We start from the raw sequence: 26,086 nt of genomic DNA on the forward strand, positions 1-26,086 counted from the left end.
TCAGGAAGAGCGCAGCAGCCGGCCCGCCGGGCGCTTCGGCGTGGCCGCCGCGTTGCCGTCATCGTCGTCCGGGTCGATCGCGGCGGCGACGGGGGCGCCGTCGGGGTCGGTGACGACGAGGGCGGCGCCCGCCGGCACCGAGCGCTTCACGATCGCCAGGGCGATGGGGCCGAGCTCCTCGTGCATCTCGGAGGTGCCGACGAAGCCGACCTCACGCCCGTCGGCCGTCACCGCCGAACCCGGGGCGGCCACCACGCCGTCGAGGTGGAGCAGGACGAGCCGGCGCGGCGGACGNCCCAGATTGTGCACCCGGGCCACCGTCTCCTGGCCGCGGTAGCACCCCTTGTCCAGGTGCACCGCGTCGGCGAGCCAGCCCACCTCGTGCGGGATCGTGCGATGGTCGGTCTCCCGGCCCAGCCGCGGTCGGCGGGCGGCGATCCGCATGGCGTCGAAGGCGGACAACCCGGCGGGCACCGCGCCGGCCGCGAGCAGCCGTTGCGTCGTCGCCGCGAGCGCCGCCCGGTCGACGAGCAGATCGACGCCGTACGCCATCCGGCGCACCAGCGTGCCGTCTGCGGCTCGGGCCACCGGGTAGGGGCCGGTGACCGGCGCGCCGGTGGGCTCGAGGGCGAGCGGCTCGGGCAGGTCCAGGTCGGCGCCGCCGAGGGCCGCGGTGACGGTGGGTACCGCGGCCGGCCCGACCACGCTGAGCACCGCCGTCTGCGCGCCGACGTCCGCCGGCTCCACCCGGAGCAGGAAACGCATCGACTCCAGGTAACGCAGCAGCCCGGCGGCCGTGCCGGGTTCCACGTCCACCCAGGTGGCCGTGCCGTCGTCGGCGAGGACGAGATGGTGTTCGACGTGGCCCTGCGGGGACAGCACCAGCGCCTCGCTGCCGCGCAGCGCGCCCAGCCCGGACAGGTGCTGGGAGGTGATGCTGTGCAGCCAGGACAGCCGGTCCGGGCCGCCGATGCGGACGACCTCGCGGTGCGACCGGTCGACGAGGGCGGCGCCGTCCCGCAGCGCGCGCTGCTCGCGCAGCGGATCGCCGTAGTGGGCGGCGACGGCCGCGTCGTCGCCGGCAGCCGGCACCGCGCCGGGCAGGTCGAGCAGCGGGGATCGGGTGGCTGTGGTGCTCGGGGTGGACCCAGCGGTCATACCGTCGAGTCTAGGTCGCCCCCCGCAGCCCCGGGCCGCCGTCCACGGCCCGGCTGGGCCGGCGCAATCGCTCGATGTGCAGCCTGACCAGGGTATTCCGGCGGGCCGGTATCACCGGTGTCTCAGCCGTCGCTCCGTCGCTCCGTCGCTCCGCGGAGCGGCGGCGGCAGGCGGCGGCTTGCCGTGTTCCCGAACGGAGTGTCGGGAGGGTCCCATCGACGCGTGCGGAAAAGGCGTTGCGAGGTGGCCGCCCGGCCGCGTAGCGTCTGCGGTACACGAGAGAGGAGGTGGTCCAAACTTTGTATGCTCATAGGACTCGTGAGGTGACTGTCCGCTAGCCGGTCTCGTGGTCCTCACCTCTAGCCGGGTGGCCCCACGGGCACCGGCACCGGCGAGTACCAGGCAGATCACCCGACCCCCGGGCGCCGTCGACAAGTCCCGACGGCCCGCCACCGCTTCCAGCGGCGGCGGAGCGCCCGGGGGTCGTTCATTTCCGACCCGAGTGGCGTGTTCCCGACCCGAGTGGCGTGTTCCTGACCCGGGTGCCCGGCCCCTTCGGTGGGGCGTCGGCGTCGTCCGGCCCCGGCCGCGACCGGCGGCGATCCGGCCGGCCGGCGGCGGGAACCGGCAATGCTGGCCGAGGGCCCGGGCGAACAGGCAGGATCTCGGGTATGACGACCCTCGTCCTGCTCCGCCACGGTGAGAGCAACTGGAACCGCGAGAACCTGTTCACCGGCTGGGTGGACGTCGACCTGTCCGAGAAGGGCCTGAAGGAGGCCACCCGCGGCGGTGAGCTGCTGGCCGAGGCCGGTGTCCTGCCGGACGTCGTGCACACGTCCCTGCTGACCAGGGCGATCCGCACCGCCTGGCTGGCGCTGGACGCCGCCGGGCGGACCTGGGTACCGGTCCGCCGGAGCTGGCGGCTGAACGAACGGCACTACGGCGGCCTGCAGGGTCTGAACAAGGCCGAGACGCTGGAGAAGTTCGGCGAGGAGCAGTTCCAGCTCTGGCGCCGTTCGTACGACACGCCGCCGCCGGAGATCGGTCCGGAGCAGGTCAGCGGGGTGGACGAGCGCTACGCCGACCTCGCCCCCGACCTCATCCCGCGCACCGAGTGCCTCGCCGACGTCGTCGCCCGCATGCTGCCCTACTGGTACGACGCGATCGTGCCGGACCTGCGGGCCGGCCGCACGGTCCTGGTCGCCGCGCACGGCAACTCGCTGCGGGCCCTGGTCAAGCACCTCGATCACATCAGCGACACCGACATCGCCGGGCTCAACATCCCGACCGGCATCCCCCTGCGGTACGAGCTCGACGACAACCTGGGCGTGCTGAACTCGGGGTACCTCGACCCGGATGCGGCCGCGAGTGCCGCGGCCGCCGTCGCCGCCCAGGGGAAGAAGTAACGGCGGTCAGTCTCCAGGCCCGCGGCACCCGCGCGGGCCTGGCGCGTCGTCCCGGGGAAGTCGCCGGACCGGGCGCCGGTCAGGACGCGGCGATCTCCCCGGTGACCAGGTAGATCACCCGGCGGGCCACGGAGACCGCGTGGTCGGCGTACCGCTCGTAGTAGCGGCCGCAGAGGGTGATGTCGATCGCCGCCTCCATGCCGTGCGGCCAGGGCTTCTCGATCAGCACTCGGAACAGGGCGCGGTGCAGCCCGTCCATCGCGTCGTCGTCCGCCTCGAGCTGCTTGGCGAGCTCGGTGTCCCGGCTGGCGATCACCGAGCCGGCCTTCGCGACGATGCGCTGGGCGACCTGGCCCATCTCCAGCATGGTCGCGCGCAGCTCCGGCGGGATCGCCCGGCCCGGGTACCGGCGGCGCGCCACCTTCGCCACGTGCAGCGCCAGGTCGCCCATCCGCTCCAGGTCGGCGACGATCCGCAGGGTGGTGACCATCATCCGCAGGTCGGTGGCGACCGGAGCCTGGCGCGCCATGACGTCGAACGCGCGTTCCTCGATCTCGTTGCGCAACAGGTCGACCGTCTCGTCCCCGCTGATGACGTTCTCGGCGAGCTGGAGGTCGGCGTCGAGGAGGGCGGTCGTCGCCCGGGCCATGGCCGAGGCGACCAGGTTGGTCATCTCGATCAGGGACTGGTTGATGCTTTCGAGTTCATCGGTGAAGGCGTCCCGCACGGACGGCTCCTCCTGTTCGCTAGTGGGCCGGGGGGGCGGCTGTGGGGTGCTGGGCGGCTGTCGGGATGGGGCTTGAACCGAACTAACCGAACTATGGGACGAATCGCCGCGATCGCGATGACGGCGCTGTGTCGCGCCGAACCTCGACGATGATGCGCACCCCTCGCGGTCCGGTGAACATCGACGATAGGTCCGATGAACAACTGGCGACCATCGGCGGTGGAGGCTTGCAGAGCGATGCCCGGGCGGCATGTAGGCACCTAGCATGCGGCGAGTGGGTGACAGGTCGGCGGATGCCGTGACAACCGGTGCACACCACACCGAGCCGCCCCCGCCCACCGGGCGGCCCGACACGATGGATGGACGATGACGGTGGTACCCGGCAGCAGCGCCCCGCCAACCGGCCCCGACGGGGGCGCGGACGGTGGGACGATGCTGCCCGCGAAGCTGGTCCGCCGGGTCATCTCCGGCCTGCCGACCGGCCTGATCGTCCTGGACGCCAGCGACCGGGTCGTCCTGGTCAACACGGTCGCGAGGCGGATGGGCGTGGTCGACTCCGATGAGCTCGCGGTGGCGGAGCTGGCCGAGCTGGTGCGGGCGACCCGGGGGGCGGGCAGCGCCCGGGAGCGCCAGATCGACCTGCCCCCGGTACCCGAGCCGCCGCTGACCCGACCCCGGCCCGACCAGGAGGGCGTGGNCGTCCGCGCGCGGGCCCGCCTGCTGGACTCGTCCGGTCATGTCGCCGTCATTTTGGATGACATCACGGAGTCGCGCCGGGTCGAGGCGGTGCGGCGGGACTTCGTCGCCAACGTCAGCCACGAGCTCAAGACGCCGGTCGGCGCGCTGCACGTCCTCGCCGAGGCGGTCGCCGCGGCCAGCGAGGACCCGGTGGCCGTGCGTCGGTTCGCCTCCCGGATGACGCACGAGTCGGCCCGGCTCGCCCGGCTGGTGCAGGAGATCATCGACCTGTCCCGGCTGCAGGGCGCCGAACCGCTGCCCGACCTGCGGCCGCTGCCGACGGCGGCGCTGCTCGCCGAGGCGGTCGACCGCACCCGGCTCGTCGCCCAGGCGCAGGCGATCTCCATCGCGGTGATCGGCGACGGCGAGCTGCAGGTGCTCGGCGACGAGAACCAGCTCGTCACCGCGGTGGCGAACCTCCTGGACAACGCGATCAGCTACTCGCCGCGCGGCACCCGGGTGGTGCTCGGCGTGCGCCGCAGCGGGACGACCGTGGAGATCTCGGTCGCCGACGAGGGCATCGGGATCGCGGAGAAGGATCTCGAGCGGGTCTTCGAGCGGTTCTACCGCGCGGACCCGGCCCGCTCCCGGGCGACGGGCGGGACGGGGCTCGGCCTCGCGATCGTCAAGCACATCGCCACCAATCACGGTGGGTCGGTGACCGTGTGGAGCGCGGAGGGTGCGGGGTCCACGTTCACCCTGCGGCTGCCGCTGTTCACCGGTCCGGCGCCGTCGTTCACCTTCGAGGACCGCCGCGCTGCGGCGACAACCCGATCCAAGACCCCCGACGCGGAGGGCGCGACGGGTGGTCATCCCGACATCATCGCCGGTGCCGATGCGGGGGATGCGGGCGGTGCGGGTGGCGGCGGTGGCGGGAGCAAGGCCGGCGGGGCGGCGCCCCGCCCCGCCGGGAACAGGAAGCGGTCCGGGTCTGCCGGTCCGTCCGATGTGACAGGGGGAGCGAACAGGTGACGCGGCTGCTCGTGGTCGAGGACGAGGAGTCCTTCTCCGATGCGTTGTCCTTCATGCTGGAACGGGAGGGCTTCGAGGTGGGGGTCGTCNCCGACGGCCCCAGCGCGCTGGCCGAGTTCGACCGGCGCGGTGCCGATCTCGTCCTGCTCGATCTCATGCTGCCCGGCCTGTCCGGCACCGAGGTGTGCCGCACGCTGCGGACCCGGTCCAGCGTGCCGATCATCATGTTGACCGCGCGGGACAGCGAGATCGACAAGGTGCTCGGCCTGGAGCTCGGCGCGGACGACTACGTCACCAAGCCGTTCTCGGCCCGCGAGCTCGTCGCCCGGATCCGGGCCGTGCTGCGCCGCCGGTCGGAGACGGAGGAGGTCGCGGAGGCCACGCTGGAGGCCGGACCGGTCCGGATGGACGTCGAACGGCACGTCGTCACGGTCGACGGCAGCACGGTCACCCTCCCGCTCAAGGAGTTCGAACTCCTCGAGATGTTCCTACGCAACGCCGGGCGGGTACTCACGCGGGGTCAGTTGATCGACCGGGTGTGGGGCTCGGACTACGTGGGTGACACGAAGACCCTGGACGTACATGTCAAGAGGCTGCGGACGAAGATTGAGCGCGAACCCGGGAATCCGCGGCACCTGGTGACCGTGCGGGGCCTGGGCTACAAGTTCGAGCCGTGATCAGGTAGGTCGCGGCTGGAGGGGGGCGGTGTTCAGGTGCTCGGTGGCGTGCGTCCGACAGGGTGGTTCCCGCTCGGGGCCAGCCGTACGACCTCTCGCGCCGAGCCTGCCGCGCAGAGTCAGGACTCCGCGGGAGACCGCGAGGCGGCCCGTGGCCGGCAGGACGTCGAGGCCCGGGACGCCGCCGAGGTCGGGCCGATCGGGCTGGTCGGGCCGGTCGGCGCGGCCGTGGCGGTGGTCGGCGGCCCGCCTCCGTCCGTGCCCGCGCGGCCCGCGGTCGACGTGAGCCCGCTGCCGGTGGGCCCCCATCCCGGTCCGATGCGGCTCGGTGTGATCGACATCGGATCGAACACCGTCCATCTGCTGGTCGTGGATGCCCATCGAGGTGGGCAGCCGCAGCCGGCGGCCAGCGTGCGGGCTCCGCTGCGGCTGGTCGAGCTGCTCGACGCCGACGGATCGCTCGGGCCCGACGGCGAGCGTGATCTGACCGCCTGCGTGCTGGACATNCGCCAGCAGGCGGACGCCCTCGGGGTGCACGACCTCGCCGCCTTCGCGACCTCGGCCCTGCGCGACGCGACCAACGGCGAGCAGGTGCTGGACCGGGTCAAGGGGGCGACCGGGATCGCGATCGGGGTCCTGCCGGGCGAGGAGGAGGCCAGGCTCACCTTCCTCGCCGTGCGGCGCTGGTTCGGCTGGAGCGCCGGGCGGCTGCTGGCCCTGGACATCGGTGGCGGCTCCCTGGAGATCGGCGCCGGCATGCACGAGGACCCGGAGGTGGTCGCCTCGCTGCCGTTGGGCGCCAGCCGGCTCAGCCGGGACTGGCTGGCCGACAACGACCCGCCCAAGCGGGCTGAGCTCGCCGAGTTGCGGCGCTACGTGCGGGCGCAGATCGCGCCGGTCGTCGGCACGATCTACCACCTCGGCGAGCACACCCGGGCGGTGGCCACGTCGAAGACGTTCCGCTCGCTGGCGCGCATCGCCGGCGCCGAGCCCTACAGCCGCGGGCCGTACACCCGCCGGGTGCTGCGCCGCGACGATCTCACCGAGGTCGTGGCGAGGCTGTCCCGCATGCCGGTCGAGGAGCGGGTCGGACTGCCGGGCGTCTCCGCGTCGCGGGCGGGGCAGCTCGTCGCCGGCGCCGTCGTCGCCGCCGAGGCACTCGACCTGTTCAGCATCGACGAGGTGGAGATCTGTCCCTGGGCGCTGAGGGAGGGCGTCATCCTGCGTCGCCTCGACTGGCTCACCTCGGCCTGAGCCGCCTGCCGGCCCTCGGCCCTCGGCCTGCCTGCCTCCCACTTCCTTCCTTGCCCTTCGGGGGAGCAGTATCCGGTTCGTCCCCCAAAAGGGCAAGGTAGCCCGGCCTCAGGGAGGCGGACGGGGCAGCGGATAGAGGTAGATGTCCGGTTGCGGGTGAAGCGCTGTAGCGGCACGATAACGGGATGTTGCCGTTGTCGCAGGCGATGTGGGGCTACGCACCCTCGTCCGGCGGACATCGGAGCGAGCGGGTTCGCGACGATGGCCTAGCCTGGAGGAGGGGAACGGTCGAGCAGACCGGTGCCCGGTCCGTACGGCAGGGAGATGGTTTGCAGGCGTCGCATGAGGATGCGTGGCCGGTGCCGCCGGTCGCGATGGCCCCCGCCCAGGTGCCGCCGGAGCGGGCCGCTCCCGTCGCGGCCGCGCCCGCGGCCGCCCGGCCCCCCCGGCCCGCGGTCGCCCGAGCCCCCCGGTCCGCGGTCGTCCTGCCGCGCGGCGCCCCTGTCCCCGCACCCACCCCGCCCAGCGCGCGGGTTGCGCTGTCCACCGCCTCGACCTACCCGGAGTCCACGGCGTCCGCCTTCGAGATGGCCGCGCGGCTGGGCTACGACGGTGTCGAGATCATGGTCTGGACGGACCCGGTCAGCCAGGACCCGGAGGCGCTGCGCCGGCTGGTCGATTACCACGGCATCCCGATCCTGGCGATCCACGCGCCGTGCCTGCTGCTCACCCAGCGGGTCTGGGGCACCGACCCGTGGGCGAAGCTGGTGCGGGCGCGCACCGTCGCCGAGACGCTCGGCGCTCCGACGGTCGTCGTCCACCCGCCGTTCCGCTGGCAGCGGGACTATGCCCGGGAGTTCGTGACGGGCATCGAGCGGATGGCCGGGGAGACCGACGTGCGGTTCGCGGTGGAGAACATGTTCCCGCTGCGCGCCCGCGGCCGGGAGGTGTCCGCGTACGCGCCGGACTGGTCGCCGGTCGAGGACGACTACGCCCACGTCACCCTCGATCTGTCGCACACGAGCGTGTCGCGCTCGGACCCGATCGCGCTGGCCGGCGTCCTCGGTGAGCGGCTGGTCCACGTGCACATGGCCGACGGTCTCGGGTCGGCCAAGGACGAGCACCTTGTCCCCGGCCGTGGCACGCAGCCCTGCGCCGAACTGCTCGAGCTGCTGGCTACCGGCAGTTTCGACGGGACGATCGTCGTCGAGATCAACACGCGACGCGCCGAGTCGCGCGCCCAGCGGGAGGCCGACCTGGCCGAGGCGCTCGCGTTCACCCGGCTGCACTTCGCCGCGCCGTCCGCCGCAGGACTTCATCACACCTACGGCTGACACGTCGGCGGTTAGTCGCCACCATAGTGGCATGTCCCGAGGACGGACCCCGACCGGCTCGTTGTTCGACCCGCTGGCGGAGGCCTATGCTGCCGCCCGGCCGAGCTATCCCGAGCATGTCTTCGGCGACATCGAAAGGATTCTGGGCCGTCCGCTGGCGGGGACGGATGTCATCGACGTGGGCGCCGGCACCGGGATCGCCACCCGGCTGCTTCTCGCCCGCGGCGCGCGCGTCGTCGCGGTGGAGCCCGGTCCGAGCATGCTCGCCCGGTTACTCGACCGCAGCCCCGGCCTGCCCGCCGTCCGGGGTGACGGGGAGGCGTTGCCGCTGCGGGCGGGGATTGCCGACCTGGTCTGCTACGCGCAGGCCTGGCACTGGGTGGACGTGCCGGTCGCCGCGGCGGAGGCCGCGCGGGTGCTGCGCCCGGGCGGCGCGATCGCCGTCTGGTGGAACGACGTCGACGCGGCGGAGTTCCGCTGGTGGCAGCGCCAGCAGGAACGGCTGGAACGGATGAGCCCCGGCTATCGGCGCGAATACCGCGCCCGCCCGTTCGCCGACGAGCTGCGCTGGACCGGTCACTTCAGTGAGGTCGTCACCCTCACCGGGCGCTGGCACCGGCGCATCGGAATGGACGAGTACCTCACGTGGCTGCGCTCCAAGTCGTACGTCGCGGCAATCGGTGATCGCCTCGACGACTTTCTCGACGCCGAGCGTCGGACCATGCTTCGGGCCTTTCCCGACGGTGTCGTCGTCGAGCCCTTTCGCACCCTGCTGGTGATTGCGCGGATGCCGGAGGGCTGAGCCGCCCGCGCCGGCCCGCCGCCGGCTCGATGCGCATTCCCGAACCGGTCGGTGACGCCCCGCCGTCTTCCATGCCCTATATGTAATGAATCGAGTACTGTGGGTACAGGAAGCCGTCATGTCGCTTTCAAGACTGAGTACCCGACTTCCTCCGGATTTACCGGTCCGTTAGTCTTGNGGCGTTCGCGGGGGTGGTGTCCAACTTTGTTGGCGAAGAGCGGTGTTGCAGGTACCTCATGCTGGTCTGACCGTGATGGGCGGATCGGTGCACGGACCGCAGCGCCGTGTCCGGCCCGTCCCGGCGCCACAGGTCACCCCTGAGTCGGACGCCGACCGCCGGCGTTCCGCTAGAGGAGGCGACGGTCATCATGCGGCGTGGTCCGGAACGGGCTGGAGCGGCGGACTCCTGGGCGGCGGCTACCGGCCCGATGACCTCCTGGCAGACCGGAGCGATGGATCTGCGCACGGGGGATCAGGGTGCGGGAGATCTGCATACGGCGGATCTGCGCACGGGGGATCTGCATGCGCGGGATCCGCATTCGGGGGATCAACGTAGGGGGAACCCTCGAACGGGGGATCCGCGCGCTTCGCCCCCGCGTGCGCGGGCGGCGCGGGCCGGGCGCGAGCGCGGCGGAACGCATGACGGCGCCGGCCCGCGGCGCGGCGCCCCACCGCCGCCGCGATCGTCAGCGCCGGCCCGGCAGGCCGGAGCCTCGTCCGCGGACGCCGCCGCGAAGTTCGCCTACAACCCGGCCCTCGACGGGCTGCGGGTCGTCTGCATCTACATCATCCTTGCCGGACACATNGGCGCGATCCATGCCAGCAACGTGGCGGTCGACGTCTTCTTCGTCCTCAGTGGATTTCTCATCACCGCGCTGCTGCTGGCTGAGCGCAGCCGGACCGGGACGATCTCCCTGGGCCGATTCCTGGTCCGGCGTGCCTACCGCCTCATGCCCGCGATGTGGGTCTACCTGCTCGTCGGGCTCGCCGTCACGGTGGCGTTCAAATGGAACGACGTCCCCTTCCGGGACGACTACATCGGCAGCGCGCTGTCCGCGTTCTTCAACGTCAACAACTGGTACAAGGTCGTGCACCCGGCGGCGGGCGGTCGCTGGCTGGCCCACGTCTGGTCGCTGTCGCTGGAGGAGCAGTTCTACCTGCTGTGGCCGGGGCTGTTCCTGCTCGTCTCCCGGTCCGCGCGGCTGCGGCCGCACCTGATCAAAATACTGCTCGCGATGATCGCGGTGTGCGCGGTGTGGACGTACACCCTCGCCAGCGGCGGCGCGCCGCACTCGCGGGTGTACCTGGCGCTCGACACCCACGTCGCCCCGCTGCTGATCGGCTGCCTGCTCGCCGTCTGGCGCGACGCCCGGCTGCGTGCCCTGGCCGAGGAGGAGCCGGTCGCCGATCCGGCCACGGGCGGACGCCGCCGCCGGCACTCTCAGCAGCCGGGAAGCAAGGTCACGCCGGTCACCTCGGCCGCCATCGAGCGCTGGACGGTGGGGCGGCGCATCGCCGACCTCGGCCTCCTCGCCGGGATCGGACTGATCCTCTTCGCCTTCCTCGGGCCGAACAAGGACACCCACGACGCCAACTGGCTCGATCATGCGGCCTACATCCCGAGCGCCCTGCTCGGCGCGATCGTCATCCTCAGCGCCGACCTGCGCCGGGACACCGCCTGGGTTCGCCTGCTCGGCAGCCCACGGATGGCCTTCCTCGGAAAGATCACCTTCAGCATCTACCTGTGGCACTACCCGGTCATCTCGGCGGCCAACGGTCAGCTCGTGCCCCGGATCGGGCTGTGGCCCTCGGTGGTGTGCGCCGCCGCCGCCAGCACGTTCATCGCCTACTTCTCGAACCGGTTCGTCGAGAAGCCCGCGCAGCGGGCCCGCCCCACGTGGGCGGACACCCCTCGCGGACCGGCGTCGCCGAAGAGCTCCGCCAGCCGCCCAGCGCCCGAGTCGGCCGGCCGACTCGAGGGGGCTGGCCGGCTCGAGGAAGACCGGCGGCTCGAGGAAGACCGGCGGTTCGAGGACACCGGCCGCGGCGAGGACACCGCCCGGCTGGAACTCCCGGGCAACGCTGGCCGAGCCGCCGCCGACCACCGCACCGGTGGAAACAGGCGCGGCGATGCCCGGTACGCGTACCCCGGCCTCGTCGACGCCCCGCCCGTGGACTCCGGGTACGTCGAGGCGGGGTACGGCAGCGACCGCCTGGGCCGCGGCGAACCGGCTGCGGACGACCGGCGATACCCGCAGCCTGTCGGGCGTGCCGCGGGCACCGAGCCCGGTGTCCGCCGTCGGCACCCGGATCGGGATGGCGGGCGTCCCACCGCTGGCGATGACGACCGCGCCCACCGCCCGGCCGCCTACAGCTCGGCCGCCTACAGCTCGGATGCCTACAGCGACGGCCGGGATGGCGACGGTGCCTACGCGAGCGACCCGCGGACCGACCCGCGGTGGCCCGACGGGGGCCAGGATCGTGCTGGCCAGGATCGTGCCGGCCGAGGCTGGGGCGAGCAGCAACTGCCCGGCTTCTACGACCGGGACTCGGGCGGCCGCCCGAGCACCGATCCGCGCGTGGGGGGATCGCCGGGCATCGTGGAGCCGGACACCGACGACGATGCTGACGTATGGATCGATGAGGGGTACGCGCGCCCCCGCGCCGGCTACGCGACCACGCCGGCCGACCGGACCCGGCCACCGCACACCGGTCCGGCCGCCCACTCCGCGTCCGCCGCCCACTCCGGTCCGGTTGGCTATCCCGATTCGGCTGGCTACAGNGGTCAGACCGACTACGGCAGCCTCGGCGGCGTTGGCGGTTACAGCAGTCAGCGCGGTTACCGCAGCGTCGGGAATCACCAGGATCCCGACGGTTACGGCGCTTCAGGGGGNTATGGCGCTTCAGGGGGTTACGGCGCTTCGGGGGGTTACGGCGCTCCGGCGAGCTACGGCGCTCCGGCGGGTCACCGGGGCGCCGGCGGTTACAGCGGTCTGGGCGGTGACCCGCTGACCGGCCCGACCCCGCCGCCGGTCGGGCCCGCCTACGTGGACCATGCCTACCTTGAGGAGCCGAACTTCGGGCCGGGACGGGAGCCGGGGGTCGACGCGGGCGAGCGGCCCTGGGTGCAGGAGTACGACTCCCACCCGGCGCGTGACCCGCTCACCTACCGCGGGCCTGGTCCGGACCGGAGCGGCTATGCCGACGGCGGCGGGTACGACCGCGGGGCGGGTGGCGGCTGGCCGCCGGCCGTGGGCCCCGATACCGGACGCGGTACGACCGATGGTCGTCACCGGGGCGACGAGGGCGGGCGCCACGGCGGGTACGACCGGTGGTCCGGCCACGGCGGTGCGCCCGGCGGCGGCCGCTGATCCGGGCACCCCGGATCCGGGCACCCCAGATCCGGGGCGACCCGCGTTCCCCGGATCGCCCGATCGGGCCGTACCCTCCAGGTCGAAGCGGACGGAAGGGAAGGACGGTCATGATCGTTGCGGTCATGGGGGCGGGACGGCTGGGCGAGGCGGTGCTGTCCGGTCTGTTGGGCTCCGGGCACGCGGCCGGGGACGTCGTCGTGGCCGAGCGGGACTCGGGCCGGGCCGCCGAGATCGCGGCCCGCCACGGCGTCGAGGTGCACCCGCCGGCGGTCGCCGCAGCCAAGGCCGACGTGCTGCTCATCGTGGTCAAGCCGCAGGACGTCGCCGCGTTGCTGACCGAGATCGCCCCGGAGGTCTCGGCCGGCACGCTGGTCGTGTCGCTCGCGGCCGGGGTCACCACGGCGGCGATCGAGCAGCGGCTGCCATCGTCGCCGCCGGTCATCCGGGTCATGACGAACACCCCGCTGCTCGTCGGGGAGGCGATGTCGGCGATCTGCGGCGGCCGCAACGCCGCGCCGGAGCATCTCGCCGCCGCGCAGGCGCTGCTCGAGCCGGTCGGGCGGGTCACCCAGGTCGCGGAGTCCCAGCTCGACGCGGTCACGGCGCTGTCTGGCAGCGGGCCTGCGTACTTCTTCTATCTGGTCGACGCGATGGTCGAGGCGGGAGTGTTGCTCGGCCTGCCGCGCCCGCTGGCCACGGAACTCGTCACCCAGACGGCGCTGGGCTCGGCCCGGATGCTGCGCGAGAGCGGCGAGCATCCGGCGCTGCTGCGGGAGGCGGTCACCTCCCCCGCGGGAACGACCGTCGCGGCGTTGCGGGAGATGGACCGGCGGGGGGTGCGCGCGGCGCTGATGGACGCGTTGGAGGCCGCTGGTGACCGCTCCCGGGAACTGGGCCGTTCGTAGTCGGGACACCGGGCGCGACGTGGTTGGTCCCCGCGGCGGGTAGGCTCGCCCGGTAACTTCCTCAACATAGATCGGTCGGGTACGTGGGCTCAGTCATCAAGAAGCGTCGCAAGCGGATGGCCAAGAAGAAGCACCGCAAGCTGCTGAAGCGCACGCGCGTTCAGCGTCGCAACAAGAAGTAGGTTCCCGGCCCAGGGCCGGCGGGGGGACAAGCCGGCGGCCGGCGGATGGTCGGCTGGGCCCACGTTCCCCGTCATCGGCGTCTTTCCGACGTTCCATCCCGTGCATGGCGTACGGCTCCCGTGCTTACANGAGCCTAGCCGTGTCGCTCTGCGTGCTTAAGCCATGACTCTGTGGCAGGCTTGCTCCGCTGGGGCGGCAGTGCGGCCGGTCCGCAGGCAGGGGGACGGCATGACGGGATCGTGGATCAACTTTCTGTCCGACTACGGCGTCGACGACGCCTGCGTCGGGGTGTGCCACGGCGTGATCGCGCGGCACGCCCCGTCCGCGCGCGTTCTCGACGTGTGCCACTCGATCGCGCCCCAGGACGTGGGGCACGCGGCGATCACGCTCGCCGGGGCGGTCGGCTACCTGCCAGCCGGGATCCATCTCGTCGTCGTCGAACGCCTCGACGCCGACGGTTACACCCGCGGGGTCGCGGTCCGCACCGCCGACGGCTCTGTGTTCGTGTGCCCGGACAACGGAGTGGCGTCCCTGGCCTGGGAGGCCCTCGGCGGGATCGTGGACGTCCACGAGATCGCCAACCGGGAGCTGTGGCTGCCGCTGCCCACCGCGGTGTTTCGCGGGCGGGACGTCTACGCGCCGGTCGCGGCACGGCTCGCGACGGGCCTGGACCTGACGGATGTCGGTCCGCGGCTCGACGCCGCCTCGCTCACCCGGTTCCGACCGCGCGCGTGCAGCGTCGACGACGATCACGTCCACGGCGAGGTCGTGTCCATCGACCATTTCGGCAACCTCTCGCTCAACGTGACCCGCATCGACCTGGAAGCCGCCGGCATCCTGCTCGGCGATCCGGTCGAGGTCCGGGCCGGCAACCGGCTCATGCGGCTGACCTTCACGCACACCTACGGCGAGGTGCCGCGGGGTGGGGTCACCGTGTGCGAGGACGCCCTGCGCCGCGTGATGATCGCGGTGAACTGCGGCCGAGCGTCGGACGCGCTGCGGTTGCGCCGCCAGGACGCGGTCGTGATCGCGCAGCTTCCCCGGGACCCCTCCGCGTTCCGCATCGTCCAGGATCTGCCGCTGCCCGCCTGACGATGTTCACTGACTGTAGTTGGCGCGCCGAATAATCTCACGCTGTGCAGTGAGGGTGGGAAGTGTGGGCGTAGGATGACCGCGGCGGGGTCGCGTGCATCGTCCCCGACCGGGTACGGCCACCGGCGATCGGCGGTGGCCGACGGGTCAATCCGGCCGGCCCGTGCGGCCCCGGCGCCGGAGGGACACCTGCGGGTGCTGCGGGGAGACTGCTATGAGACCACGCCGGGTGCTGGTTACCGGTGTCGCGCGGCCGCTGGGCGCCCAGGTGGCGATGGCCTTCGCCGCGGATCCCACCATCGAGGCCGTGGTCGGTGTCGACACGGCGGCGCCCGACGTGGATCTCGGCCGCACCCGGTTTGTCCGAGCCGACATCCGGCACCCGTTGATCGCCAAGGTCATCTCCACCGCGGAGGTTGACACGGTGCTGCATCTCAACGTCATCGCGACCCCGCTGGGAGCGGGCGGCCGGGCCGCGATGAAAGAGATCAACGTGATTGGCACGATGNAGCTCCTCGCCGCCTGCCAGAAGGCGAGGAGTGTCAGCCGGCTGGTCGTGAAGTCGACGACGTCCATCTACGGGTCCTCCCCGCGCGACCCGGCGCTGTTCACCGAGGACACCGAGCCGCGATCCCTGCCCACCGGCGGCTACGCGAAGGACGCCGTCGAGGTCGAGGGCTACGTCCGCGGGTTCAGCCGGCGCCGTCCCGACATCGCGGTCACCGTGCTGCGCTTCACCAACATCCTCGGCCCGCAGGTGGACAGCCCGCTTGCCCGTTATCTGGACCTGCCGGTGGTGCCGACGGTGCTCGGCTTCGACCCCCGCATCCAGCTACTGCACTCCGACGACGCCCTCGCCGTCCTCCTGCGCGCGACCCGTGGCGACCATGCGGGCACGTTCAACGTCGCCGGCGACGGGGTGCTGCTGCTCTCCCAGGCGATCCGCCGGGCGGGCCGCCCCTTCCTGCCGGTGCCCTTCCCGGCGATCGGCGCGCTCGGCGGCGTGGCGCGCCGGCTACGACTCGTCGACTTCTCCGCCGAGCAACTCGACCTGCTCGCCCACGGGCGCGCGGTCGACACGGCCAGGCTGAAGACGGTCTTCGGCTACCGGCCCCGATACTCGACCGTGGAGACTTTCGACAACTTCGTCCGGTATCGCGATCTGCGCTTCACCATCGACCACGAGCTGGTGTCCCGCATCGAGCACGGTGTGCTCGGCTCGCTGGACCGGCGCCGGCTGGTGGGCTCGCGGTGACGCGTCCGACGGGTGGGAGCGGCCGTCCACGGCGGCGGACGGGGGAAGGCGGAGCGCATGGCGGACCGTGACGAATCCCGGGAGGACGCGCAGATCATCCCGCTGAACAGCGAGGAGCGGGCGGGCGCGGCGGACGGCGTCCGGCCGGCCCGCCGTGCCCGCCCGCGACCTGCCGTCCGCACGCCGGCGGCCCGTCCCACGCGGCCCGGCGGATCCGCCGCGGCCGCCCCGCCGGCAGACGCGGTCCCAGCGGCGTCCGAGGCCGGCACCCGCGGCGCTGCGGGCAGCCTCGATCCGGCCGCCGCGGATGCCGGAGAGCCGGCTCCCCGGCGTCCGGCCGACCCGGGTGTGCGCCCGCTCAACGGTGCCCGCCCGTCGCGGGCGAAGCGGCCGACCAGCCGCCCAGGGCCCGCCGCCGCCGACGCCGACCCTGCCGACGCCGACTCCGCCGCCGCCGACCCCGCCGCCGGCCGTGACGGCACCGGCCGCCCCGCCGCGGGCCGCACCGCCGTCGACCGGACCAGCTCCGCACCGGGCGCCACCGCGAGGCCGGGCGAGCGCAGCGGCTTGGACGGTGGGGCCGGGAGCGGCACCGAGCACGGCGCCGCGGGGAGCGTCCCGGCCGCGCCCGGCCGCGGCAGGCGAGCCGGTCGGGTGGCGGCCACCGGGCGGATGGGTATCGCGGGCGCGGGGCACGACACCAAGACCGCCGGGTTCGAGGGCGCCGGGTCCGAGACCGCCGGGTTCGAGACCGCCGGGTCCGAGGGCGCCGGGTCCGAGGGCGCCGGGTCCGAGGGCGCCGGGTCCGCCGAGGCCGGTGACCTGGAGACGGCCCTGGCCGGCGTGCTGGCCTTCCTGCGCCGGCGCATCACCGGCGACTATGTCATCGATGAGCACGGGTTCGATCCCGACCTCACCGAGCACGTGATCGCACCGCTGCTGCGCCCCGTCTACCGCGACTACTTCCGAATCGAGACGCGCGGGCTGGAGAACGTTCCCGACGTCGGCGGAGCGCTGGTGGTAGCCAACCATTCCGGCACCCTGCCGATGGACGCGCTGATGATGGCGATGGCGATCCTCGACCACCATCCGGCCCACCGCAACCTGCGGATGCTCGCGGCGGACCTGGTGTTCGCCGTGCCGTTCCTCGCCCCGTTGGCCCGCAAGATCGGCAACACGCTGGCCTGCCAGGCGGACGCGGAGCGGCTGCTGACCGCGGGGCACCTGGTGGGGGTCTGGCCGGAGGGCTTCAAAGGCGTGGGCAAGCCGTTCAGCGAGCGCTACACGCTGCAGCGCTTCGGTCGGGGTGGCTTCGTCTCCGCCGCGCTGCGGACCGGGGTACCGATCATCCCGTGCACGGTCGTCGGCGCCGAGGAGATCTACCCGATGATCGGCAACGTGAAGTCGCTCGCCCGCCTGCTCGGCCTGCCCTACCTGCCGATCACGCCCACCTTCCCGTGGCTGGGCCTGCTGGGCCTGATCCCGCTGCCGTCGAAGTGGATCATCGAGTTCGGGGAGCCTGTGCCGACCGATTCCTACCCGGCGGAGGCGGCCGACGATCCGATGCTCGTCTTCGAGCTCACCGACCGCATCCGCGAGACCATCCAGCACACGCTGTACAGCCTGCTGATGCAGCGTCGGTCGGTGTTCTTCTGAGCCGGGCGACGCCGCGGCCGGACAGGCCGACCGCGGCGTGCCGCGGCGATCAGACGCTGGCCACCCGGCGGCGCAGCGCCATCCCGGCGGCGACGCCGCCGGCCAGCGCGCCGGCGCCGGCCGCGGCCGGAATACCGATCTTGACCGCCTTCCGGGCGGTGCGGAAGTCCTTGATCGGCCATTCCCGCTCCCGAGCGACCGTCTTCAGGTCGGGATCCGGGTTGATCGCCACCGGGTGGCCGACCAGCGAGAGCATCGGCAGATCGTTGATCGAGTCGGAGTAGGCCCAGCAGCGGGACAGGTCCAGACCCTCCCGTTCGGCGAGCGCCTGCACCGCCTCGGCCTTGGCCTGGCCGTGGAGCAGCCCGCCGACCAGGTGGCCCGTGTAGGTGCCGTCGGTGACCTCGCTGACCGTGCCGAGCGCGCCGGTCAGGCTGAGGCGCCGGGCGATGACCGAGNCCAACTCCACGGGCGTCGCGGTGACCAGCCACACCCGTTGGCCGGCGTCCAGGTGCTGCTGGGCCAGGGCGTGCGCGCNGGAGTAGATCTGTTCGGNCATCCGCTCGTCGTAGATCTCCTCGCCGTAGCGGACGATCTCGGCGACCGAGCGCCCGGCCACGAACGCCAGCGCCGTCTCCCGGGCGTCGCGCATCCCGTCCGGGTTCTCGTGGCCGCGCAGCCGGTACGTGACGTGCTGCCAACCGAACCGGAGCAGGTCACGCGAGTCGAAGAAGTCCCGCGCGGCGAGGCCACGGGCGAAGTAGAAGATCGAGGCGCCGGCCATCATCGTGTTGTCCACGTCGAAGAACGCGGCGGCGGACTCGTCGAGCGGGGGCCGGGGAACCTCTTCGGCCGCGACCTTCAACGCGGCGATGGCGGCCGCCTCGGCCGCCTGCCTGGTCTCGGCCACACCCCTGCGTCGCACCCTCATCAGTCATCTCCATGCAGTTCGCGGTGGAGCGAGGGGCTCGGCCCGGACGGTGACGCTCGGCCCGGGCGGTGACAGGCCCACCGCCCACTCGTCGTCAGCACCTCGGCGCGTCAGATTCCACACCTCGGTTCGTCGGCACGCCGCCAGACTACGGCCCGACCCCGCTCGGTGGCTGCAGGCGGTTCAGATCCGGCAGCGCAAAAGTGCCGGTGGGACAAGAAAGGTGCCGTGGTCCACAGGTAATCCGAAGATCCGTCGCCGCCTGCGCCGGTGGCCCGGGCCGGTCAGGCCGGCCCTGCCGCGGGCAGGCTGCGGGCGAGGGCGCGGATGGCGCGTAGCTGCAGGGCCCGCACGGCACCCTCGGTGCGGCCCATCGCGAGTGCCGTCTCCCGGACCGAGAGGCCCTCCAGGAAGCGCAGTGCGATGCACTCCTGCTGGTCCGGGCGCAGCCGGCGGACCGCGTCCAACAGCTCGCGGTGGGTCAACACGGCGACGATCGACTCCTCCGGGCCGGGCACGGCGAGCGCGGTGGCCCGCTCGTCCGCCGCCGCGAGGATGTCCGCGGTGGGGATCTCGAACCGGCGTCGCGCCGAGCGGGCCTGGTCGATCAGCAGGTTGCGGGCGATGGTGACGAACCATGCCCCGATGTCGCGGCCCTGCCAGCGGAACGCGCCGATGGTCCGCAACGCCCGCAGGAACGTCTCGCTGACGATGTCCTCGGCCGCTGCCGGGTCGCCGCCCAGCCGGTATAGCGCGTATCGGAATACCAGCTCGGCGTAGTGGTCGTAGAGCAGGCCGAAGGCCTCGGTGTCGCCCTGGCGGGCCCGCGCGACGAGTGCGGCCCGCTCCGACTCCGTCGGTCCGTCAGGAGCGGCCGTGCCGCGGCCCTGGGCGGGGGAGCCTGCCCCGAGCTCCCCGGCGGCAGTCCGGCCGCGTCGTGCCGCGGGGCCCACCCGGACGGCATCGGCACCAGCGTTTGGGTGCGCGGGCGCCGTCGTCGTCGCCGGGGCCGCCCCACCTGCTGGGGGCGGCGTCTTGGTGATCGGCCCGGCCGCCGGCAGGGGCGCGGTCACGGCCGCGATCCCCAGCCCGAACCGGCTCAGGGTGGTGCGGATCTGCGCGCGGGTGGGCAGCAGGGGGGCCGGCGGCCGCGTCCACGCGCCCGGACCGCGCCGCACCGCGGCGAGGCCGGCGGCGAGGTCGGCGAGCGTGCAGTCGGTCACAGCCCGGCTCCGGAGGATGCAGTCGCGACAGGACGGGCCGGCAGGCCCGGTGCACGTGAGGGCGCAGGTAGCTGAGTGTAGCCGCAAGACGAACGTGCGGCAGTCGTAGATCGGGGCCGTGCCCGTCCCGACCATCGTCGCGACCACCGGAAGGCGCCGCGTGGCGGACTTACCATCGGGTTATGGACGACGACGGGTCGGGACCGGCAGAGCCCGGCGGCGAGAGCGCTCGGATCACCCTGCTCACCCGGGTGGGCTGTCATCTGTGCGACACCGCGCGGGCCGCGATCGCGCGGGTGGCGGAGCAGGAGGGGGTCGGGTGGCGCGAGGCGGATGTCGATGCCGATCCGCGGTTGGCCGACGAGTACGGCGACCGGGTGCCGGTCATCCTGGTCGATGGCCGAGAGCACGGTTACTGGCGGGTAGAGGAGGACCGGCTGCGGCGGGCGCTGGCCGGACGCCGGTGGTCGTTGCGTTCCGGCGGGGGTCGCTGATCCGCTGGTTGGGCTCTCCCCGGCACTTCGTGAATCCCTTCACGAAGTCGTACACTGCCCGTCGACAGCCGACTTGTGGCGCCGGCAACCGCATGCGGAGGGTCGGCGGGGCCACGGATTCGGGCGCACAGCTCCGGGCGGCGACGCGCGCCCACAGATCGGAGCCGCGGATGAGCCAGCCCCGGCGTCGCCCAGCGGTGATCCGGCGACGAGCCCGCAGTGAACCGCATTCCGGCCGCTCCGTGGTGCCGGAGGCCACGGTCGCCCGGCTGCCCCTCTACCTCCGGGTACTGACCACGCTCGCGGAGGGCGGGGTTCACACTGTGTCTTCGGACACCCTGGCCGCCGCTGCCGGTGTCACCCCGGCGAAGGTCCGTAAGGACCTGTCTCACCTCGGTTCCTACGGGACGCGGGGCGTCGGTTACGAGGTCGACGTCCTGCTTGACTGCATCGCCGCGAAGCTCGGCCTCACCGAGGACCGCTCGGTGGTGCTCGTCGGTGTCGGCAACCTCGGTCATGCGCTCGCCGGCTACGGCGGGTTCCACGCCCGCGGCTTCCGTATCGTGGCTTTGGTCGACGCGGATCCGGACCGGGTCGGCGAACGGGTCGGCGCGGTGATCGTCCGTCCCGTTGACGAGCTGGAGCGGGTCATCGCCGAGTGTACGGTCACGATCGGCGTGATCTGCACTCCGGCCGCCGCGGCGCAACAGGTGTGTGACCGACTGGTCGCCGCGGGGGTCACGAGCATTCTCAACTTCGCCCCCACGGTGCTGTCGGTGCCGGAAGGGGTAGACGTGCGTAAGGTCGACCTCGCCGTGGAACTTCAGATCCTTTCGTTCCATGAGGCACGGAAGCGTCCATCCGCGCCCCGCGAGGGGTCGCCCGGTGGGCCGACGCTCGCCGGCCCCGGCGTCGCGGTGGGCCCCGACGGGGCGTCGCCGCACAGCGCGTGGCCCGACCGGGCCCGCCAGGCACCGCCGGGGCTTCCCAGCGTCGGGCCCGCGGCGGATGGGCGCTCGGCCGGTGAGGTGCCGGCCGGTGAGGTGCCTGCCGGTGAGGTCCCGGGGCGCGGCGGTGAGACGTCCCTCGCGGTGGGCGCGGACGGGGCGAGCACGGACGAGTTGACGCCTCGAACAGACAGGGTGAGGACCGAGACGGATGAGGTCGTGCGGGTGACTCGTCAAGCCGGACAGACGCGGCCGGCGCAGGCGGTTCGTCAGGTCGGGCCGGTCCGGGAGAGCCGGGCCGGGCAGCCGGCACCGCACCGGGCCCACGTCGGTGAGCCGTCCCCGCCGACCCGCGGCACCCCGCCGGGCGCGGACGCACTGCTCGCCGGCGACCGCCGGCGGGGCTTGGCCGGGGGGTTCGCACAGGGTCTGGCGGGGGGNGGGGTGTCGTGAGCCTGCTGGTGGTGGGCCTCAACCATCGGACTGCCCCGACCTCCCTGCTCGAGCAGGCGTCGGTGTCCGGCGATGACACCCCGAAGGTCCTGCACGATCTCGCCGCCGCGGCGCACGTCACCGAGGCGGTCGTGCTCTCGACCTGCAACCGGACCGAGATCTACGCCGACGTCGAGACCTTCCACGGCGGTGTGGCCGACATCTCCGACCAGCTCAGCCGGATCTGCGGGATCGATCTCGGTGATCTGGCCGGACATCTGTATGTCCACCACGACGCCCGCGCGGTCGNCCACCTGTTCTCAGTGGTCTGTGGGTTGGACTCGATGCTCGTCGGCGAGTCGCAGATCCTCGGGCAGGTGCGCGGCGCGTTCCGGGCCGGGCAGTCGGCCGGGGTCGCGGGCAGCGCGCTGTCCGGGCTGTTCCAGGCGGCGCTGCGGGTCGGCAAGCGGGCCCACTCCGAGACGTCGATCGACGCCGNCGGCGCCTCGATCGTCGCGGTGGGCATCCGGCTGGCCGCCTCCAGCCTGGGGATCCTCAGCGAGGTGCCGGCCGTGCCGGTCGCGCCACCGGGCGGGTCCGCAGGCGAGCTCGGGGGCGCCGCGATGCTCGCGGCGCCCGTGGCCGAGCCGCCGCCGCTGGCGGGCGCCCGGGTGCTGCTCATCGGCGCCGGCGCGGTCGGATCGCTGGCCGCGCAGACCGCCCGCCGGGCCGGCGCCGCGGAGATCGTGATCGCGAACCGGACCCCGGCCCGGGCGGCCCGGGTCGCCGAGATGCACGACGGCCGGGCCGTCGGCCTGGCCGACCTCCCGCACGAGATCCTCATGGCCGACCTGGTGATCTCCTCGACCGGCGCCACCGGTCTCGTCGTCGAGCACGACCTCGTCGCCGCCACGCTGCCCGGGCGGGGCGGGCGACCGCTGGTGTTCCTCGACCTGGCCCTGCCGCACGACATCGACCCGGGCGTGCGCGTCCTGCCCGGGGTGAGCCTGATCGACCTGGAGACGCTGCGGGTCGCGCTCGACGGCGCCCAGGTGGCGCACGACGTGGAGGCGGTCCGCGCCCTGGTCTCCACCGAGGTCGCGGGCTTCCTCGACCGCCGCCGCGCGGGCCGGGTCGCGCCGACCGTGGTCGCCCTGCGGGCACACGCCGACTCCGTCGTGCACGGCGAGCTTGCCCGGTTGCACTCCCGCCTGCCCGACCTCGACGATCGAGAGTGGGAACTGGTGGAGGGCGCGGTCCGCCGCGTCGTCGACAAGCTGCTGCACGCCCCGACCGTGCGGGTGCAGCAGCTCGCCGGGGCGCCCGGGGGCGATTCCTACGCCGAGGCCCTGCGGGAACTTTTCGATCTTCCGCGCGAGGTGCCCGCCGTGGTGTCCGCGCCTGACCTTGATCTTGTGGAGCGTTCGTGACGGCGATGGAGCCGACCAGTACCGAGACCGATGCGACGGCCCGGGGCGCGACGCTGCGCGCCCGGTTTGCGGGTCGCCGGCTACGGCTGGGGACGCGCCGCTCCGCGCTGGCCCTGGCCCAGTCCGGCATGATCGCCGCGCAGTTGCGGGAGAGGGTGGGCTGCGCGGTCGACCTCGTCCCGATCGTAACCGTAGGTGACCGGTCGTCCGCGGAGATAAGCCAGATCGGCGGGACCGGCGTGTTCGTCAGCGCGTTGCGCGACGCCCTGCTGGCCGGCGAGATCGACCTCGCCGTGCACTCCCTGAAGGACCTGCCGACGGCCACCCCGCCCGGCCTCGTGCTCGCCGCCGTTCCGACCCGGGAGGACACCCGGGACGTGCTCGTCTCGCCCAGCGGGCGGGGGCTCGCCGAGCTCGGACCGGGCACCCGGGTCGCGACCGGCGCGCCGCGCCGCGCCGCCCAGTTGCGGGCCCTCGGACTCGGGTTCGACGTGGTCGCGATCCGCGGCAACGTCGACACCCGGCTGAAGAAGGCCATCGACGGCGAGGTCGACGCCGTCGTCCTCGCGTACGCGGGACTGGCGCGACTGGACCGCCTGGACGCCGTCACGGAGATTCTCGACCCCGAGGTCATGCTGCCGGCGCCCGGCCAGGGTGCGCTGGCGGTCGAGTGCGCCGCAGCGGCCGGGCTCAGGCTGGCCGGACCGGCCCGCGCGCTGGTGGCCGCGGGCGGGGATGCTGGGGGTGTCGGAGACGCTGCGGGCGGGGATGACGAGCGCGACGGACGGGGCCGGGGTCCGGATCTGGGACGGAACGGTGGCCAAACGCGGTCAGATCATGGTCAGCCCGTCGATGGTGGCCTTGCCGAGCTGCTACGGTTTGTGCTCGATGACGCATCGTCGTCCGTCGCGGTCAGAGCGGAACGCGCGTTTCTCGCTGGGATCGAGGCTGGATGTACCGCCCCGGTCGGCGCTTTGGCAGTGGCAGAGCCTGCGCCGGCGGCGGCCGTCGGCACTGTGGCACCGGCCGGCGATGCGTCCCCCGCGGGTCGACTGCGCCTGCGGGCGGTCGTCGCCGCGCCGGATGGCAGCACCGTCCTCCGGCGTGACGTGACCGGGTCCGCCGTCGACCCGGAGGCGCTCGGGCAGCGCCTCGCGGACGACCTGCTGTCCGCNGGAGCACACTCGCTGATGGGAATTCGCTGAGCATGGCCACCCGACGCACGAAGAAGCCTGTCTCCCCGGTCGCACTCGTGGGTGCCGGCCCCCGTGACCCGGGCCTGCTGACCGTCCTCGCGGTCGAGACCCTCTCGTCGGCCGACCTCGTCGTCGCCGACCCCGACGTCGCACCCGCCGTCGTGGAGAACCTCTCCGCCGAGGTGCTGCGCATCGGGGACCTGGAGGCGTCCAAGCCGGTCCGCGACGCCGAGGCGGNGACCGCCGCGGTGGTCAGCCGGGCCCGCGCCGGGGACAGGGTCGTCCGGCTCTACGCGTCGGACCCGTGGCTGACCCGCATCGGTGCCGCCGACGCCCAGGCGCTCGCGAAGGCCAAGATCCCCTATCGGGTCGTGCCCGGAGTCCTCACGGGCGCCGCGGTGGCCACCTACGCCGGCGTCGCGCCCGGCTCGCCGATCACCTTCGCCAGCACGTCGGGTGTCTTCTCCTCGTCGGGGACGCTCCCGGCGCCCTCGCCGTTCGGTGCGGGCGAACCCGTCGGCCCGCTGACCGGCCCGCCCTTCGGCGCCGGCCGGCTCGGCGCTCGTCCGATGACCGGGCTCGGCGGCGGCCTCGGTGGCGGGCTGGGCGCCGGCTTCGGGTCGCCGCTGGGGCTGGGCAGCCCCGGCGGGTTCGGTGGGTTCGGCGCGCCGGTTCCCTCGCCCGGCGACGTCGACTGGGCCGCGCTCGCCCAGACGCCCGGCACGCTCGTGGTCACCGCGGCGCCGACCGAGGTCGGCAAGGTCGCGGCGGCCCTGGTGGAGCACGGCCGGCCCGGTGACACCCCGATCGCGGTGACCGTCGACGGCACCACCACCGACCAGCGCACCGTCACCTCGACCCTCGACCGGGTCGAGGCGGACGTCGCGCCGTTGCTGACCGCCGCCCCCGCACCCATCACCCAGGTCGTCCTCTCCGTCGGTGCCGTCGTCGCCACCCGGACGAAGCTGTCCTGGTGGGAGACCCGGGCACTGTTCGGCTGGACGGTGCTGGTGCCGCGGACCAAGGAGCAGGCGGCGACGCTGTCCGACCTGCTGCGCTCGCACGGCGCGAGCCCGCTTGAGGTGCCGACGATCGCCGTCGAGCCGCCGCGGACCGCCGCCCCGATGGAACGCGCGATCACCGGCCTGGTCTCCGGGCGCTACCAGTGGGTCGCCTTCACCTCCGTCAACGCCGTGCGTGCGGTGCAGGAGAAGGTCGAGGAGCGCAGCCTGGACGCCCGCGCCTTCGCCGGGGTCAAGGTGGCGGCGATCGGCGAGGCAACCGCCGAGGCCCTGCGCGCCTTCGGGATCCGTCCCGACCTCGTCCCCTCCGGGCAGCAGTCCAGCGAGGGCCTGCTGGAGGACTGGCCGGAGTACGACGAGTCGCTCGACCTGCTCGACCGGGTGCTGCTGCCGCGGGCCGACATCGCCACCGAGACGCTGGTCGCCGGCCTGAAGGACCGCGGCTGGCAGGTCGACGACGTGACCGCCTACCGCACGGTCCGGGCCGCCCCGCCGCCCGCCCCGATCCGCGAGGCGCTCAAGGGGGGCAGGGTCGACGCCGTCGTGTTCACCTCCTCGTCCACCGTGCGCAACCTCGTCGGCATCGCCGGCAAGCCGCACGAGACCACGGTGATCGCCGTCATCGGCCCCGCCACCGCGGCGACCGCCCAGGAACTCGGGCTGCGCGTCGACGTGCAGGCGCCGGAGGCGTCCATCCCGGCCCTGGTCGGGGCGCTCGCCGAGTTCGCCGCCGAGCATCGTGAGGAGCTGGGCAAGATCGGTCCGCTGGCGGCCCGCCTGCCCAAGCCGCGCCGCGGCTCGCGGCGGTAGGCCGGCATCTTCCTGGCCTTTGTCCACAGGGTTATGCGTCCCAGGTGCCCCTGTGGACAGGTGGGAGG

General features: G+C 73.4%; 14 protein-coding genes and 16 pseudogenes. 23 read left to right on the forward strand and 7 right to left on the reverse strand.

The window, feature by feature from the left end; translation table 11 throughout:
• Together FF86_RS42735 and FF86_RS07605 are read right to left on the reverse strand one after the other, a co-directional pair.
• Nucleotides 1-294 (reverse strand): annotated as a pseudogene (locus FF86_RS42735) (folate-binding protein); the annotation flags it as partial.
• 1 nt (nt 295) lies between these two features.
• Nucleotides 296-1,158: pseudogene (locus tag FF86_RS07605) on the reverse strand (YgfZ/GcvT domain-containing protein); the annotation flags it as partial.
• A gap of 671 nt (nt 1,159-1,829) precedes the next feature.
• On the opposite strand from FF86_RS07605, the gene FF86_RS07610 reads away from it, so the two are divergent.
• A complete protein-coding gene (locus tag FF86_RS07610) occupies nt 1,830-2,564 on the forward strand; it encodes a phosphoglyceromutase (RefSeq protein ID WP_044885069.1) in 735 nt (244 codons plus the stop codon).
• Between the two features lie 79 nt (nt 2,565-2,643).
• Here FF86_RS07610 and phoU read toward each other — a convergent pair whose 3' ends face one another.
• Nucleotides 2,644-3,291, reverse strand: coding sequence for a phosphate signaling complex protein PhoU (gene phoU / locus FF86_RS07615; protein WP_055406487.1), 648 nt, complete (start codon nt 3,289-3,291; stop codon nt 2,644-2,646).
• Between the two features lie 698 nt (nt 3,292-3,989).
• Here phoU and FF86_RS07620 point away from each other — a divergent pair.
• The 14 genes and pseudogenes from FF86_RS07620 to FF86_RS63610 form a co-directional block, all read left to right on the forward strand.
• Nucleotides 3,990-5,001, forward strand: a pseudogene (locus FF86_RS07620) (sensor histidine kinase); the annotation flags it as partial.
• A 5-nt stretch (nt 5,002-5,006) separates the two neighbouring features.
• Nucleotides 5,007-5,090: pseudogene (locus tag FF86_RS42745) on the forward strand (DNA-binding response regulator); the annotation flags it as partial.
• Between the two features lies 1 nt (nt 5,091).
• Nucleotides 5,092-5,678 (forward strand): annotated as a pseudogene (locus FF86_RS07625) (winged helix-turn-helix domain-containing protein); the annotation flags it as partial.
• A 36-nt stretch (nt 5,679-5,714) separates the two neighbouring features.
• Nucleotides 5,715-6,184: pseudogene (locus FF86_RS42750) on the forward strand (Ppx/GppA family phosphatase); the annotation flags it as partial.
• Nucleotide 6,185: 1 nt separating this feature from the next.
• A pseudogene (locus FF86_RS42755) lies at nt 6,186-6,932 on the forward strand (Ppx/GppA family phosphatase); the annotation flags it as partial.
• Between the two features lie 359 nt (nt 6,933-7,291).
• The gene (locus tag FF86_RS07635) at nt 7,292-8,266 is read left to right on the forward strand and encodes a sugar phosphate isomerase/epimerase (protein WP_236705519.1); all 975 of its coding nucleotides are present in this window, start codon (nt 7,292-7,294) and stop codon (nt 8,264-8,266) included.
• A 31-nt stretch (nt 8,267-8,297) separates the two neighbouring features.
• Entirely contained in the window at nt 8,298-9,068 is a 771-nt protein-coding gene (locus FF86_RS07640; RefSeq protein WP_044885073.1) for a class I SAM-dependent methyltransferase, read from the forward strand.
• Between the two features lie 806 nt (nt 9,069-9,874).
• Nucleotides 9,875-11,850: pseudogene (locus tag FF86_RS07645) on the forward strand (acyltransferase family protein); the annotation flags it as partial.
• 699 nt (nt 11,851-12,549) lie between these two features.
• A complete protein-coding gene (gene proC, locus FF86_RS07650) occupies nt 12,550-13,347 on the forward strand; it encodes a pyrroline-5-carboxylate reductase (RefSeq protein WP_044885075.1) in 798 nt (265 codons plus the stop codon).
• 83 nt (nt 13,348-13,430) lie between these two features.
• Nucleotides 13,431-13,529 carry a 30S ribosomal protein bS22 gene (locus FF86_RS31680; RefSeq protein ID WP_003948845.1) on the forward strand — a complete coding sequence of 33 codons (99 nt, stop codon included), beginning with the start codon at nt 13,431-13,433 and terminating at the stop codon, nt 13,527-13,529.
• 229 nt (nt 13,530-13,758) lie between these two features.
• A complete protein-coding gene (locus FF86_RS07655; protein WP_044885076.1) occupies nt 13,759-14,622 on the forward strand; it encodes an S-adenosyl-l-methionine hydroxide adenosyltransferase family protein in 864 nt (287 codons plus the stop codon).
• 214 nt (nt 14,623-14,836) lie between these two features.
• A partial coding sequence (locus FF86_RS42760; RefSeq protein ID WP_396229803.1) for an NAD-dependent epimerase/dehydratase family protein occupies nt 14,837-15,130 on the forward strand: 294 nt, incomplete at its 3' end.
• A gap of 1 nt (nt 15,131) precedes the next feature.
• Nucleotides 15,132-15,877: pseudogene (locus tag FF86_RS07660) on the forward strand (NAD-dependent epimerase/dehydratase family protein); the annotation flags it as partial.
• A 57-nt stretch (nt 15,878-15,934) separates the two neighbouring features.
• Nucleotides 15,935-17,533, forward strand: a complete 1,599-nt coding sequence (locus tag FF86_RS63610) for a lysophospholipid acyltransferase family protein (protein WP_082121849.1) — start codon at nt 15,935-15,937, stop codon at nt 17,531-17,533.
• A gap of 49 nt (nt 17,534-17,582) precedes the next feature.
• On the opposite strand, the gene FF86_RS42770 is transcribed toward FF86_RS63610, so the two are convergent.
• The 4 genes and pseudogenes from FF86_RS42770 to FF86_RS07675 form a co-directional block, all read right to left on the reverse strand.
• A partial coding sequence (locus tag FF86_RS42770; RefSeq protein WP_242418357.1) for an HAD family phosphatase occupies nt 17,583-17,991 on the reverse strand: 409 nt, incomplete at its 5' end.
• Between the two features lies 1 nt (nt 17,992).
• Nucleotides 17,993-18,070 (reverse strand): annotated as a pseudogene (locus FF86_RS42775) (hypothetical protein); the annotation flags it as partial.
• A gap of 19 nt (nt 18,071-18,089) precedes the next feature.
• Nucleotides 18,090-18,464, reverse strand: a pseudogene (locus tag FF86_RS42785) (haloacid dehalogenase-like hydrolase); the annotation flags it as partial.
• 284 nt (nt 18,465-18,748) lie between these two features.
• Complete coding sequence (locus FF86_RS07675; RefSeq protein WP_044885149.1) at nt 18,749-19,687, reverse strand: sigma-70 family RNA polymerase sigma factor; 939 nt, start codon at nt 19,685-19,687, stop codon at nt 18,749-18,751.
• Nucleotides 19,688-19,869: 182 nt separating this feature from the next.
• On the opposite strand from FF86_RS07675, the gene FF86_RS07680 reads away from it, so the two are divergent.
• The 8 genes and pseudogenes from FF86_RS07680 to FF86_RS07700 form a co-directional block, all read left to right on the forward strand.
• Nucleotides 19,870-20,181, forward strand: a complete 312-nt coding sequence (locus FF86_RS07680) for a glutaredoxin family protein (RefSeq protein WP_044885079.1) — start codon at nt 19,870-19,872, stop codon at nt 20,179-20,181.
• 170 nt (nt 20,182-20,351) lie between these two features.
• A pseudogene (locus FF86_RS07685) lies at nt 20,352-21,185 on the forward strand (redox-sensing transcriptional repressor Rex); the annotation flags it as partial.
• A 392-nt stretch (nt 21,186-21,577) separates the two neighbouring features.
• A pseudogene (locus tag FF86_RS42790) lies at nt 21,578-21,869 on the forward strand (glutamyl-tRNA reductase); the annotation flags it as partial.
• A 1-nt stretch (nt 21,870) separates the two neighbouring features.
• Nucleotides 21,871-22,058: pseudogene (locus FF86_RS42795) on the forward strand (glutamyl-tRNA reductase); the annotation flags it as partial.
• Between the two features lies 1 nt (nt 22,059).
• Nucleotides 22,060-22,990: pseudogene (locus tag FF86_RS07690) on the forward strand (glutamyl-tRNA reductase); the annotation flags it as partial.
• Between the two features lie 5 nt (nt 22,991-22,995).
• Nucleotides 22,996-24,164, forward strand: a 1,169-nt coding sequence (gene hemC, locus FF86_RS07695) for a hydroxymethylbilane synthase (RefSeq protein ID WP_396229809.1), incomplete at its 3' end; no start/stop codon positions are given.
• Between the two features lie 33 nt (nt 24,165-24,197).
• A partial coding sequence (locus FF86_RS42800; RefSeq protein ID WP_242418360.1) for an SAM-dependent methyltransferase occupies nt 24,198-24,423 on the forward strand: 226 nt, incomplete at its 3' end.
• Between the two features lies 1 nt (nt 24,424).
• Nucleotides 24,425-26,018 (forward strand): annotated as a pseudogene (locus FF86_RS07700) (uroporphyrinogen-III synthase); the annotation flags it as partial.
• Nucleotides 26,019-26,086: the final 68 nt, after the last annotated feature.

This window comes from Frankia sp. CpI1-P, from assembly GCF_001421075.1.
GTDB classification, from domain to species: Bacteria; Actinomycetota; Actinomycetes; order Frankiales; family Frankiaceae; genus Frankia; species Frankia torreyi.

Coding starts and splice junctions, on each gene's coding strand:
- FF86_RS07610 (WP_044885069.1), top strand. CDS start 1,830: ATGACGACCCTCGTCCTGCTCCGCCACGGTGAGAGCAACTGGAACCGC.
- FF86_RS07640 (WP_044885073.1), top strand. CDS start 8,298: ATGTCCCGAGGACGGACCCCGACCGGCTCGTTGTTCGACCCGCTGGCG.
- proC (WP_044885075.1), top strand. CDS start 12,550: ATGATCGTTGCGGTCATGGGGGCGGGACGGCTGGGCGAGGCGGTGCTG.
- FF86_RS07655 (WP_044885076.1), top strand. CDS start 13,759: ATGACGGGATCGTGGATCAACTTTCTGTCCGACTACGGCGTCGACGAC.
- FF86_RS63610 (WP_082121849.1), top strand. CDS start 15,935: ATGGCGGACCGTGACGAATCCCGGGAGGACGCGCAGATCATCCCGCTG.
- FF86_RS07680 (WP_044885079.1), top strand. CDS start 19,870: ATGGACGACGACGGGTCGGGACCGGCAGAGCCCGGCGGCGAGAGCGCT.